General features: G+C 59.8%; 12 protein-coding genes. 9 read left to right on the top strand and 3 right to left on the bottom strand.

Features of this window, described 5'->3' with window-relative positions; genetic code table 11:
- Position 1: 1 nt before the first annotated feature.
- From J2X43_RS08775 to ptsN, 5 genes are all read left to right on the top strand, one after another.
- Positions 2-616 carry an LptA/OstA family protein gene (locus J2X43_RS08775; RefSeq protein WP_310293274.1) on the top strand — a complete coding sequence of 205 codons (615 nt, stop codon included), beginning with the start codon at positions 2-4 and terminating at the stop codon, positions 614-616.
- Between the two features lie 36 nt (positions 617-652).
- A complete protein-coding gene (gene lptB / locus J2X43_RS08770; RefSeq protein ID WP_112385271.1) occupies positions 653-1435 on the top strand; it encodes an LPS export ABC transporter ATP-binding protein in 783 nt (260 codons plus the stop codon).
- Positions 1436-1591: 156 nt separating this feature from the next.
- Positions 1592-3130 carry an RNA polymerase factor sigma-54 gene (gene rpoN / locus J2X43_RS08765; protein WP_310293769.1) on the top strand — a complete coding sequence of 513 codons (1539 nt, stop codon included), beginning with the start codon at positions 1592-1594 and terminating at the stop codon, positions 3128-3130.
- A 219-nt stretch (positions 3131-3349) separates the two neighbouring features.
- A complete protein-coding gene (gene hpf, locus J2X43_RS08760) occupies positions 3350-3925 on the top strand; it encodes a ribosome hibernation-promoting factor, HPF/YfiA family (protein WP_112385273.1) in 576 nt (191 codons plus the stop codon).
- Positions 3926-3995: 70 nt separating this feature from the next.
- Positions 3996-4460, top strand: a complete 465-nt coding sequence (ptsN, locus tag J2X43_RS08755; protein WP_112385274.1) for a PTS IIA-like nitrogen regulatory protein PtsN — start codon at positions 3996-3998, stop codon at positions 4458-4460.
- A gap of 74 nt (positions 4461-4534) precedes the next feature.
- Here the strand turns inward: ptsN and J2X43_RS08750 are convergent, their stop codons facing one another.
- The 3 genes from J2X43_RS08750 to J2X43_RS08740 form a co-directional block, all read right to left on the bottom strand.
- Positions 4535-6868, bottom strand: a complete 2334-nt coding sequence (locus J2X43_RS08750; protein WP_310293269.1) for a methyl-accepting chemotaxis protein — start codon at positions 6866-6868, stop codon at positions 4535-4537.
- Positions 6869-7099: 231 nt separating this feature from the next.
- The gene (locus J2X43_RS08745; RefSeq protein ID WP_310293268.1) at positions 7100-7999 is read right to left on the bottom strand and encodes a ribokinase; all 900 of its coding nucleotides are present in this window, start codon (positions 7997-7999) and stop codon (positions 7100-7102) included.
- 45 nt (positions 8000-8044) lie between these two features.
- Entirely contained in the window at positions 8045-9271 is a 1227-nt protein-coding gene (locus J2X43_RS08740; RefSeq protein WP_310293267.1) for a DNA recombination protein RmuC, read from the bottom strand.
- A gap of 205 nt (positions 9272-9476) precedes the next feature.
- Here J2X43_RS08740 and J2X43_RS08735 point away from each other — a divergent pair, with 205 nt between their 5' ends.
- From J2X43_RS08735 to J2X43_RS08720, 4 genes are all read left to right on the top strand, one after another.
- The gene (locus J2X43_RS08735) at positions 9477-10973 is read left to right on the top strand and encodes a globin-coupled sensor protein (protein WP_310293266.1); all 1497 of its coding nucleotides are present in this window, start codon (positions 9477-9479) and stop codon (positions 10971-10973) included.
- Between the two features lie 97 nt (positions 10974-11070).
- Positions 11071-11586, top strand: coding sequence for a peptide deformylase (gene def / locus J2X43_RS08730; RefSeq protein ID WP_310293265.1), 516 nt, complete (start codon positions 11071-11073; stop codon positions 11584-11586).
- 64 nt (positions 11587-11650) lie between these two features.
- Positions 11651-11938 carry a FitA-like ribbon-helix-helix domain-containing protein gene (locus J2X43_RS08725; protein ID WP_310293263.1) on the top strand — a complete coding sequence of 96 codons (288 nt, stop codon included), beginning with the start codon at positions 11651-11653 and terminating at the stop codon, positions 11936-11938.
- Positions 11935-12354, top strand: a complete 420-nt coding sequence (locus J2X43_RS08720; RefSeq protein ID WP_310293262.1) for a type II toxin-antitoxin system VapC family toxin — start codon at positions 11935-11937, stop codon at positions 12352-12354. Before J2X43_RS08725 ends, J2X43_RS08720 begins: the two co-directional genes overlap by 4 nt.
- Positions 12355-12369 lie beyond the last annotated feature (15 nt).

Here is a 12369-nt window from a genome sequence, read left to right as displayed (position 1 = left end):
AATGACAAAACATTGTCACTCTTCAATACGTAAGTTTGGCGCAGCAGCAACCGGCGGCGCTCTGGCACTTCTGATGATCGCGGGAGCCGCGTTTGCGCAGGCGACCACCAGCCAGATGGATGGCCTCAAGCTCGACAAGAACGAGCCGATCCAGATCGAGAGCGACAAGCTCGAAATTCATGACCAGGAACACAAGGCCGATTTCACCGGCAACGTGAAGGTCGTGCAGGGCAAGACGACCCTGCAGGCCGGGCACATGACCGTGTTCTACAAGCCCAAGGCGGCAGCAGACGGACAGGCGACCGATGCAAAGGCGAAGCCCGATGCAGGTGCCGCGTCGATCTCGTCCGGCAATGCCGATATCGACCACATTCTGGTCAGCGACAAGGTGTTCGTCAGCTCCGGAACGCAGACGGCGACGGCCGATAACGGTGCCTTCGACATGGCGGCACAGACCTTCGTTCTGAAGGGCGACAAAGTCGTTCTCTCCGATGGCCCGAACGTCTTCACCGGCTGCCAGCTTACCGTTCACATGGAGACCGGGCAGGCGCAACTGGATAGCTGCGGGGGCCGCGTCCAGATCCAGCTTGATCCGAAGTCCCAGAAGAAGAACTGATCCGGCCCTCTCGTGAAACTTTTCTCGCTTCCCAAAATGTTCGGCCAGTCCGCGCCGCAGGCCGCGGACGGTTCCGCCGGAGACAAGAGCCGTTACCAGGGCACGCTGATTGCGCGCGGTCTGACCAAGACCTATAGCACCCGGCGCGTTGTCAACGGCGTGTCGCTGGTGGTTCGCCGCGGCGAGGCTGTGGGTCTTCTCGGGCCGAACGGCGCGGGCAAGACGACCTGCTTTTACATGATCACCGGCCTGGTGCCTGTCGACGAAGGCACGATCGAGATCGACGGCAACGACGTCACGACGATGCCGATGTATCGCCGTTCGCGCTTGGGTGTCGGCTACCTGCCGCAGGAAGCCTCGATTTTCCGCGGCCTGACGGTAGAGGAAAATATCCGCGCCGTTCTCGAAGTGCACGAGAAGAACAAGGCAGCGCGCGAAAAGAAGCTCGACGAGCTGCTCGAAGAATTCCATATCTCCAAGCTCCGCAAGGCTGCAGCAGTTTCGCTATCGGGCGGTGAACGCCGCCGCCTGGAAATCGCCCGCGCGCTGGCGACCGACCCGACCTTCATGCTGCTGGACGAGCCCTTCGCCGGCGTCGATCCGATCTCTGTTTCCGATATTCAGAACCTTGTGCATCATCTGACGGCTCGCGGCATCGGCGTGCTGATCACCGACCACAATGTTCGCGAAACGCTGGGCCTGATCGACCGCGCCTATATCATCCATGCCGGTGAAGTGCTGACGCATGGCCGCGCGAATGACATCGTCAACAATCCCGAGGTTCGCCGCCTCTATCTTGGCGACAATTTCAGCCTTTGATTGGATTGAAGCCGACGGAAATTCACCTTCCGCCATACTTGCGCTTGACCAAATAGAATAAAAAAGCAATTTTTGGGCCAACTGGATATCCGTGGTCCGAAATTCTTATTTCGACGCGGTTTCCCGGAGGAAATGAACGGGAGTTTCGCGTCCGCCATGGCCCTGTCAGCCAATCTTTTCCTGCGACAGAACCAATCCCTCGTCATGACGCCGCAGCTGATGCAGTCCATTCAGTTGCTGCAGATGACGCATTTCGAACTCGTCCAGTTCATCGCCCAGGAAGTCGAAAAGAACCCGCTGCTGGAATTTCCGTCAAATGACGCGGAAACGGGCAGCGACCGTGACGGCGAAGATGAGGGGCACGCGCAGCATCAGGCCGAAGACGGCGATAGCGGCGACGCGCTCTCCGGCGATTGGTACGACAATGGCGGCGAAGGCCGTGTCAGCCATCTCGGCGACGAACTCGACGCCAATTATTCCAACGTCTTTCAGGATGACGGTGCGCCGCAGCGCGCCGATGCGCCGGAGCTTCTCAGCCAATGGAAATCGATGCCGGGCGGCTCCGAGGGCGAGGGCTATGATCTCGACGACTTCGTCGCCGGTCAGGTCTCGCTGCGAGATCACATCATCCAGCAGATTCCCTTCATTCTGACTGACGCTGCAGACCGGCTGATCGGTCAGCATCTTCTCGATCAGCTGGATGAGGCCGGCTACTTTCATGGCGATATTGCCGAAGCCGCCGAACGCCTCGGCGCTGCAACCGCCGACGCCGAACGGGTGCTGGCCGAACTGCAGACGCTCGATCCGCCCGGCGTTTTCGCCCGTAATCTCGCCGAATGTCTGGCAATCCAGCTTCGTCAGAAAGATCGCTTCGATCCGGCGATGGAAGCCTTCGTCTCCAATCTCGAGCTTCTCGCGCGCCGCGATTTTGCGACCCTGAAGCGTCTTTGCGGCGTCGATGAGGAGGATCTCCTCGATATGCTGACCGAGATCCGCCAGCTGAACCCCAAGCCGGGCAGCGGCTTTGAGGCGGGCGTTTCAGAAGCGATCATGCCCGACGTCGTCGTGCGACCATCGTCCGATGGCAGCTGGCTGGTGGAGCTCAATCCGGACACGCTGCCCCGCGTGCTTGTCAGTCAGGCTTATTTTGCGAATGTCACCAAGAATGGCGACGATCACGCCTTCCTCTCGGAATGTCTGCAGAATGCCAATTGGCTGACACGCAGCCTCGACCAGCGCGCCAAGACCATCATGAAGGTCGCGGCCGAGATCGTCCGCCAGCAGGACGCCTTCCTGCTCCACGGGGTCGATCATCTGCGCCCGCTCAACCTGAAGACCGTCGCCGACGCCATCAGGATGCATGAATCGACTGTCAGCCGCGTGACGTCGAACAAGTACATGCTGACGCCGCGCGGTCTCTTCGAGCTCAAATATTTCTTCACGGTGTCGATCAGCGCAGTGGAGGGCGGCGATGGCCATTCGGCCGAGGCGGTACGTCACAAGATCCGCGCGCTGATCATGCAGGAAAGCCCGGAAGCAGTGCTTTCCGATGACGATATCGTCGATATGCTGAAAAAAGGCGGCGTCGATCTGGCCCGCCGCACGGTCGCCAAGTACCGCGAAGCGATGAATATCGCCTCTTCGGTTCAGCGCCGGCGCGAAAAGCGTGCGCTGGCAAAGGTTGCAGGCTTCTAGGCGGACTCCCGCGGTTGGCGTTGACTTTTTGGTAACCTGCCTTTATTAGCCCGCCGCAATTGGCGCTGTGAAACAGCGTTCAGACTTATCCCCATCATCCTCAGGGCGCTTGAAGCACGAGACTTAAGCCGATCTTGCTTGAGTTTGCGTGAAGTGCTTGGATGAGAGGTAGGCTTGGCGTAAACTGGTACCGCAAACCACTATAAGAAGGGAAACTCCATGAGTGTGCGTGTATCCGGTAAACATATGGAAATTGGTGACTCGTTCCGTCAAAAGATCGAGGAGCAAATGGCCATGGCCGTCACGAAATACTTCGACGGGGGATATTCTGGTCAGGTGATCGTTGAGAAGTCGAGCTCGCGCTTCTCTGCGGATTGCAAGCTTCATCTCGATAGCGGGGTGGTGCTGCATGCTGCAGGAGAAGCAATGGATCCGCAGGTCGCATTCGATGCCGCCTCGGAACGCATCGAGAAGCGCCTTCGCCGCTACAAGCGGAAGCTGAAAGATCATCATGCCGGAAATCATCTGAACGGTTTTGCGGAAGTCGCCTATACGGTCATGGACGGCGTTCCTGACCACGAAGAAGAGGTTCCCGACGATTTTGCCCCGGCTATCGTAGCCGAGAGCACGAAGCAGCTGAAGACCATGTCCGTTGCGACCGCCGTGATGGCGCTCGACATGACGGACGAGCCGCTGCTTCTGTTCCGCAGCCCGGGCAAGGAACAGTTAAACATCGTTTACCGCAGGCATGACGGTAATATTGGCTGGATCGACGCAGCCAATATCAAGAGCTGAGATCGGGCGATGAGCGGCGCGTTGCGCCGCTCTTCCAATCACCCGGCTTTGGCGACAGAAGGAAAAAGAAATGGCATTGGCAGACCTGCTGCACCAAGATGCGATTATTCCCGCCCTCAAGGTAAATTCCAAGAAACAGCTGCTTCAGGAATTGGCGGCAAAGGCCAGCAAGATTACCGGCCTTTCCGAACGGGAAATCTTCGACGTCGTATTGCAGCGTGAGCGCCTGGGCTCGACGGGCGTCGGCAACGGCATTGCAATCCCGCATGGGAAAATTGCCAGCGTCCGCTCGATCGTCGGTGTCTTCGCAAGGCTCGAAAGCCCGGTCGATTTCGAAGCGCTGGACGATCAGCCCGTCGATCTCGTCTTCCTGCTGCTCGCTCCCGAAGGCGCGGGCGCCGACCATCTGAAGGCGCTGTCGCGTATCGCCCGTGTGCTGCGTGACCAGGATCTGGTTGCCAAGCTTCGCGCGACGGACTCTGCCTCGGCGATCTATGCCTTCCTCAACGAAGAGCAGGCCTCGAACGCCGCCTGAGATTTTCAAGTGTAGAAATGAAAGAGGCGCCCGGGATGACCGGGCGCCTCTTCTCGTTTGAGATGGGATAGCTCTCAGAACTCTTCCCAATTGTCCTGTGCGACTGCAGCCGAGCCATGGGCGACTGCGGCACGGCGCGGCGCCGGAGCGCGATAGGCCGGGGCAGGGGCCGCGGGAGCACGCATGTGCTCGGCGGTGGCCCGGAGAGCCGCGCCGTCTGTCTGACCGGACACCCGGAAACGCAGTACCAGAGCCTTCAGAGTCTGTGCCTCGTCGTTGAGCGTGACGCTGGCTGCGGTCGCTTCTTCCACCATCGCGGCGTTCTGCTGGGTCACCTGGTCCATCTGGTTCATGGCCTGGTTGACTTCCTTGAGGCCGATCGCCTGCTCGCTGGCAGAGGCGGAAATCTGGCGGATCAGCTCGTTGATGCTCATCACCTGATCGGCGATCTTGTGCAGCGTACCACCCGCACGGCCGACGAGATCGACGCCTTCCTTGACCTGGACGGCAGAGGTATTGATGAGCGTCTTGATTTCCTTCGCAGCACTCGCTGAGCGCTGCGCCAGTTCGCGGACTTCCTGCGCGACGACCGCAAAACCCTTGCCGGCCTCACCTGCACGAGCAGCTTCGACGCCGGCGTTCAGAGCGAGCAGGTTGGTCTGGAAGGCGATCTCGTCGATGACGCCGATGATGCGCGACACTTCGGTCGAAGACTGCTCGATGCCCTGCATCGAAGCGATTGCCTTCTGCACGACTTCACCAGACTTCTCTGCGTCCTCGCAGGCCAAGTTGACATTCTCGGCAGCAGTCCGGGCGTTCTCAGCGCTCGAATTGACCTGTGCGGTCAGCTCGTTCAGCGCAGCTGCGGTCTCTTCCAGGCTTGCGGCCTGCTGTTCTGTGCGCTTGGCAAGATCGGAGGCACTGTTGCTGATCTCGCTGGTGCCGGAGCCGATGTTGCCGACGCTGAGGTTCATCGTGTTGATCGTTTCTTCGAGGCTGGCGAGTGCAGCGTTGAAGTCCTGCTTCAGCTTTGCATATTCGCCAGGGAACTCGTCGTTGATCCGGTGGCCGAGATTGCCCTGCGACAATTCGGAGAGACCGGCACCGACGATGGCAACGATCTGGCGCTGGAGCGCGACCGACTGCTGGCGCTCGCTTTCGGAGCGGTTGCGTTCGGACTCAGCGGCACTGCGCTGGCTGTCGGCCTCGGATTCGAGGCGGCGCGTATCGGCAAGCGCAAATCGGAAGCCCTCGAGTGCCTTGGCGACCGAACCGATTTCATCTGCACGCTCCTGACCGGCCACGGGCTGCTCGTATTGGCCATCGCTGAGCTTCTTAACGCCGGCGACCAGCTGGCCGAGCGGCTTCTGCACGAGAGAGCGGACGGCGAAATAGAGGGCCAGCATCACGGCGCCGAGCACCAGGATGCCGCCGATGATCATCATGAAGGTCTGATCCTGCACCGGAGCATTGATGGCGCTGTGCGGCACGTCCACGAGGACGACCCAGGTGGCGTTGAGATCGGGAACGGCGAAGGGATAGACGACGCGATCGAAGGGCTCATAGCCGTCGAGCGAGAGATTCTTGACAACGCCAGGCGTCATCGAGCTCAGGGCGGACTTGACCTGGGCCGAACCCTCAGCGTCGCCGTAGGGCTTCGACATCAGCTCCTTCGTCGGCGCGACGATCCAGTTACCGTTCTGGGCAACCAGCGTTACACGGCCGGAGCCGAAAGGATGCAGGGCCTGCAGCTTGTCGGTCAGCGATTTCAGCGAGATATCGACGCCTTCGACACCGATCATCTTGCCGCCGGAAACGACGGGATAAGCGATCGAGGTCAGCAGCGTCGGGACATCCGTGCCTTCAGCAAGGTAAGGCGTGGTGATGGCACCCTTGCCGCTTTCGGCAGCGAGCTTCCACCATTCGGCCGTATAGTCGTTGTCGAAGGTCGAGAACTGGATCGCGCCATCCTTGGTCTTCGACCAGTAAGGCGTGAATGCGCCGGCCTTGTTGGTGCCCTCGTCGAGCTTGTCGGCAATCTCGGTGGTCTTGCCGTCGAAGGCGCCGAGCTGTTCGCAGAACCAGCTGCCGAACGCGAAGGCGTTCTTTTCGAGATTGGCCTTCAGGATATTGATGATGCCCTTGCGGTCGAAGTTGCCACCTTCGTGGCCGCGGCCGACAACGCCGGACATGGAGCGCGCAGCACTCGCCAGTTCGCCGACATTGGCGGCGATTTCGTTGGCAATAGCTTTTGCCTCAAGATTCGCTTGGTCCATCGTCAGCGTCTGCACGCGGCTGCGCGTCTGATCGATGAGGAAAAAGTTTGATACAAAAAGGACGAGCGCGATGGCGACGCCGGTGATGACAATGAGTTTTGCGGCAAGCGACTTCATGCGGAAGATGAACATGGTGCCTCGGCGGGGCGACTTGCCGGACGAACATTTCCGGCACAGGCGAGGGTGAGCCGCACCGTCATGGAGCAGCCGTGCAAAAGTCCAGGCGCCGTTAAAATTGAAGCCTGACGATCGCCAGAAAGATCGCCAGAAATCTCTTAAATTTGAATGAAACTGTACGAATTGAGTCCCTGAATTGCCTGGGCGGCACAGGGTTTTCGTAGAGTGTATCGGAAACAGAAAAGTCTATAGCTTGTTTGCGACTTCGGCGCTGAGCGGGATCGACGGCTGGGCTCCCGCCTTGAGGCAGGCAAGGGATCCGGCAATGGCGGCGCGGCGCAGTGACGTCTCGAAATCGAGACCGTCGTCGAGGCTTGCAGCGAAATAGCCGCAGAAGGTATCGCCGGCACCGACGGTATCGACGGGCTCGATTTTCAGTCCTTTCGCCCGGACGAGCTCGCCATCGCGAATGGCAATGACGCCATCGGCGCCAAGTGTGACGATCAGCGTCTGTCCGGTTTCGCCGTGAAGGCGCTTCAAGGCGGCCTCGCGATCGCCAGCGGTCATGCCTTCCTGTCCGGCCAGAAGCTCGAATTCCGTCTCGTTGGCAATGACGATATCTGCTAGCCGCCCAAGGTGCGGCGCGTCGGCAATCAGCGGTGCGAGATTGAGTACGCTGCGGATGCCCTTCTTGCGGGCCGCATCAAGAGCCTTCTCGACGGCGGCCGGGGGAACCTCGAGCTGCAGCATGAGAATGTCTTTGGGTTGCATTGCCGCAACCGCGGCCTCTGCGTCATCGGGGCTGACGGTGCCATTGGCGCCGGGAACGACCGCGATCATGTTTTCGCCGTCGCCGCCCACGAGGATCAGGGCGGTGCCGGTTGGGCCGTCCACATGATTGACCTTGGAAAGTCCTGTACCGGCTTCACTGAGAAGCGCGATGGCGGGGGCGGCGAATTCATCCTTGCCGACTGCGCCAGCCATATTGACCGTGCTGCCTGCACGGCGCGCAGCAAGCGCCTGGTTGGCACCCTTGCCGCCGGCGGCAGTCGCAAAGCCAGTCCCAGCCACGGTTTCACCCGGCTTCGGCAGGCGCGCGGTGGTGGCGATGAGGTCCATGTTGATGGAGCCGAACACAGTGATCATGGTAGATGTCCCGTCCTTTAATTGGCGCGACACTGCCCGAAGGGCTCACTCCTCGTCAACCACCCTGAGCTTGAGAAGGCCTGTCCGGCTCTCGACCGATTTCGCAGCTGGCTGGTCTTCGCGCTCCGGTTTGCCGGTATCGCCCGTCGCTTCGAATTCGAGAGCCTCGATCTTCGAGCCACGCTTGGTCAGCTTGTCGGCGGAGGTGACGATCATGTCGACATCCTTCTGCGCCATGGCGAAATGCCCCTGCAGCTTGCGCACGCGCTCGTCCAGGCGGCCGAGATCGTCCATGAGGTTTGCGACTTCACCCTGAATGACGTGCGCCTGTGCGCGCATACGCTGATCCTTGAGAACCGCCTGGATCACCTGGATCGACAGCATCAGCAGGGAAGGAGACACGATGACAATCCGGGCGCGATGCGCCTTCTGGATGATCGGCTCGAAATTCTCGTGAACCTCGGCAAAGATTGATTCCGAGGGCACGAACATGAAGGCAGTGTCCTGGGTTTCGCCCTGGATCAGATACTTTTCCGAGATATCGCGAATATGCACTTCCATATCGCGCCGGAACTGCTGGGAGGCGATCTTGGTGGCATCTGGGCCGCCGGCGTCGCGGATGGCGTTCCAGGCTTCGAGCGGAAACTTGGCGTCGATGACGAGCGGCGGTGCGCCATTCGGCATCTTCACGGTGCAGTCCGGCCGGGAGCCGTTGGAAAGCGTCTGCTGGAAGGCGTAGGCGCCCATCGGCAGTCCGTCGGCGACGATCGTCTCCATCCGCGATTGGCCGAAGGCGCCGCGCGTCTGCTTGTTGGAAAGGATCGCCTGCAGGCCGACGACGTCCTTGGCAAGCATCTGGATGTTGTTCTGGGCGACGTCGATGACAGCAAGCCGCTCCTGCAGCTTCTGCAGGTTTTCGTGGGTCGATTTCGTCTGTTCGGTGATCGTGTGGCTGACCCTCTGCGACATGCCATCAAGACGCTGGTTGATCGCCTGATTGAGCTCTGCCTGCCGCGTGCCGAACACTTCCGCCATGGTCGAAATGCGGCCCTGCATCTCCGCCTGGATTTTCAGAAGCTCCGACATGCGCATATCGGCTTCCGCCGATCGGATCGCGGCTTCCTCATTCTGCTCGCGCCGCAAGTTGCTGCTTCTGAACAGCAAGAACACGAGGACGACGACCATGGCGGCGATGGCGCCGCCTGTGATGGCGAGAATGGCCGGATTGACGGCGGCAAGCGAGATAGTGAGCGAGTCGGCAGAATTGTTCATCCGGCCACCATAGCAAACTTCAAATCATTGACCAGATCAAAACGTGAACGAATCCACAGGTAGCTTTGGTATGATCAAAAGGCCGCAGTCCACTTTGGGAGAGGGACGACAAATCGTGGCCATGCTTAACGATTGCTCAACCATATTTTAGAAATGTCTCTGGCGAAACATATCCTTACCGCGCATCGCGCAGACAGAGAACATCATGAGCAGCCAGCAATCGCAATCCGACCTCAAGCAGCGCCTCGACTTCATCGAGCTCGACGATGCTGCCCGCAAGACGATGAGCGATATCCGGCCTGTCATCAGCTCGCTGGTCGGCGGTGCGCTTGACAAATTCTATCAGAAGATCGCCAAGACCCCGGCCGTTGCCAGCTTCTTCTCCGACAAATCCCATATGGGCCACGCCAAGAAGGCGCAGGAGAACCATTGGGCCAATCTGGCTGGTGGCAATTTCGACGAAACCTACGTGAAGGGCGTCACCGCAGTCGGCCGCACTCACGCCCGCATCGGCCTGGAGCCGCGGTGGTATATCGGTGGCTACGCGATCGTCATGTCCGAGCTCGTTAAGGGCATCATGGACAAGCAGTGGCCGTCGATGTTCGGCCGCCAGCAGGGCAAGGTACTGGCCGAGAAGCTTTCCGCCGTCATCAAGGCCGGGATGCTGGATATGGACTATTCGATCTCCGTCTATCTCGAGGCATTGGAAGAAAAGCGCCGCAAGCTGGAGGAGGACCGCGCCAAGGCGGAGGCCGACCAGACCATGGCGCTCGACCATCTGCGCCGCGGCTTGGAAGCGCTCTCCGCCGGAGACCTCGATGCCAAGCTGCCTGCCGACCTTCCGGGCAATTTCAAGCATATGGCCGACGACTACAATCGCGCCGTCGCTGCGCTGCGCACGTCATTCGGCTCGGTTCGCAGCAGCTCGGCTGAAATCCTGCGCGGCACGGACACGATCTCCAAGGCTGCCGACGATCTGGCGCTTCGCACCGCACAGCAGGCGGCCGGCGTCGAAGAGAGCTCGGCGGCGCTCCAGCAGCTGTCCGTCAGCGTCGGGCTGACCGCCGCCAATGCCGAGAAGGCCTCGGATGCGGTGCGCGAAACACAGCAGCGTGCGAAGAATTCCGGCGAGCTTGTGAACAGCGCCGTTTCCGCCATGGCCGGCATCGAGAAGTCGTCGGATGAAATCGCCAAGATTATCGGCGTCATCGACGAGATCGCCTTCCAGACCAATCTTCTGGCGCTGAATGCCGGTGTCGAAGCTGCACGCGCAGGCGAGGCAGGCAAGGGCTTCGCGGTCGTCGCCCAGGAAGTCCGCCAGCTTGCCCAGCGCACTGCAGAAGCGGCAAAGGAGATCAAGAACCTGATCTCGCAGAGCTCTGCACAGGTGGACCAGGGCGTCGGCATCGTCAGCAGCACCGGCGAAGCACTGGGCGACATGATCAGCCGCATCGACATGATCAATCACGTGGTCGCTGAAATCGCCGCCGCCGCTCGCGACCAGGCGACTGGCGTAAACGAGGTCAGCGTTGCCATCCGCAACATGGATACGATCACCCAGCAGAATTCCGGCATGGTCGAGCACACCTCGGCCGAGACCCGCCGCCTGCGCGGCGAAGTCAACAATCTGATGGAGTTGCTGCAGCGCTTCGGTACCCGGATGGAAATGCGCAGCAGCGCGCCCAGCCGCCGTGCAGCCTGAGACGAATACGGCAATTTTCCGGAGGCGCGCATAAAAAAGCGCCTCCAGCACTTCCGGGATAATTCCCTCGCTTAAAAAGATAGGTTATGGGAACGCCATGACCATCAAGCCACTTATCATTCTTCCCGATCCCGTTCTCCGCCAGGCTTCCAAGCCGATCGAGCGCGTCGATGGCGAGCTGAAGCGTCTCGCCGACGATATGCTGGAGACCATGTACGATGCCCCCGGCATCGGCCTTGCCGCGATCCAGATCGGCGTTCCGCGCCGGATGCTGGTTATCGACGTGGCGCGCGAAGGCGAAGACAAGCAGCCGCAGGTGTTCATAAATCCGGAGATCCTCAAGTCTTCGGAAGAGCGTTCTGTATATGAAGAAGGCTGCTTGTCCATCCCGGATTATTACGCCGAGGTCGAGCGCCCCGCCGTCGTCACGCTGAGATATCTCGATCGTGACGGCAAGGAGCAGATCGTCGACGCCGACGGCCTGCTGGCCACCTGCCTGCAGCACGAGATCGATCACCTCAACGGTGTGCTGTTCATCGACCATATCTCGCGGCTGAAACGCGAAATGGTGATCAAGAAGTTCACCAAGGCCGCCAAGTCGAAGGCGATCTGACTCGTCGTTGAAAAGCTCACCCGGAAGCATTATGATATCAGTGATATCATAATGGAGGTGCGGCATGGGTGATCTTTTGATCCGCAATATTCCCGACGCGATGAAGCGCGATATCGCTTCGCGTGCTGAGAAGAACGGCAACAGCCTTTCCGACGAGGCGAAAAGCCTGCTGCAGAAGGCGATGATAGGCACTTCGGGCACGAACGCGCCGGCACGCTCCGCGCTGGAGGGGTTTCGTGAAATATTCTCGCCGTTGACCGAAAAAGAGCAGGAAGAATTCGCTGGGATCATGGACGAGATCGAAGCTGAGCGGAAAAAGGATTTTGGCCGGCCGCTTGAGGGCTTCGATTGATCGTTCTCGACACCAATGTGATATCTGAGATTGCCAGGCCGACTTCAAATTCGCGTGTGCTTACATGGGCTGCCGCCCAGTCTGAAGACCGCCTCTATCTCTCTGATGTGGTCCTCATGGAGCAAGCATACGGAGCCGAACGAATTTGGCTTCGAGACAAGTCTCCCCGCTACCGCGAAGTGCTCGATCGGCTACTGGTCGTCTACAGCGGTCGAATACTTGCTTTCGAAAGACATACTGCGGTCGAAACGGGCAGGCTCCGTGCCCGCCGCGAATTGATCGGTAGGCCTATTTCGGTTCAGGATGCCATGATCGCTGCGATCTGCCTGTCACATGGTGCAACACTGGCGACGCGCAACATAAAAGACTTCGAGGGGCTTGATCTCAAGCTCGTAAACCCGTTTGAAGATGGCTGATCGGTAAACGGCGGA

Source organism: Rhizobium sp. BE258 (genome assembly GCF_031457345.1).
GTDB lineage: Bacteria > Pseudomonadota > Alphaproteobacteria > Rhizobiales > Rhizobiaceae > Rhizobium.
Note: the sequence above shows the minus strand (reverse complement) of the source record. Positions and strands in the feature narration are given on the sequence as shown.

Coding starts and splice junctions, on each gene's coding strand:
- J2X43_RS08725 (WP_310293263.1), top strand. CDS start 11,651: ATGGGTGATCTTTTGATCCGCAATATTCCCGACGCGATGAAGCGCGAT.
- J2X43_RS08740 (WP_310293267.1), bottom strand. CDS start 9,271: ATGAACAATTCTGCCGACTCGCTCACTATCTCGCTTGCCGCCGTCAAT.
- ptsN (WP_112385274.1), top strand. CDS start 3,996: ATGGCATTGGCAGACCTGCTGCACCAAGATGCGATTATTCCCGCCCTC.
- def (WP_310293265.1), top strand. CDS start 11,071: ATGACCATCAAGCCACTTATCATTCTTCCCGATCCCGTTCTCCGCCAG.
- lptB (WP_112385271.1), top strand. CDS start 653: ATGTTCGGCCAGTCCGCGCCGCAGGCCGCGGACGGTTCCGCCGGAGAC.
- J2X43_RS08735 (WP_310293266.1), top strand. CDS start 9,477: ATGAGCAGCCAGCAATCGCAATCCGACCTCAAGCAGCGCCTCGACTTC.
- J2X43_RS08750 (WP_310293269.1), bottom strand. CDS start 6,868: ATGTTCATCTTCCGCATGAAGTCGCTTGCCGCAAAACTCATTGTCATC.
- rpoN (WP_310293769.1), top strand. CDS start 1,592: ATGGCCCTGTCAGCCAATCTTTTCCTGCGACAGAACCAATCCCTCGTC.
- hpf (WP_112385273.1), top strand. CDS start 3,350: ATGAGTGTGCGTGTATCCGGTAAACATATGGAAATTGGTGACTCGTTC.
- J2X43_RS08775 (WP_310293274.1), top strand. CDS start 2: ATGACAAAACATTGTCACTCTTCAATACGTAAGTTTGGCGCAGCAGCA.
- J2X43_RS08745 (WP_310293268.1), bottom strand. CDS start 7,999: ATGATCACTGTGTTCGGCTCCATCAACATGGACCTCATCGCCACCACC.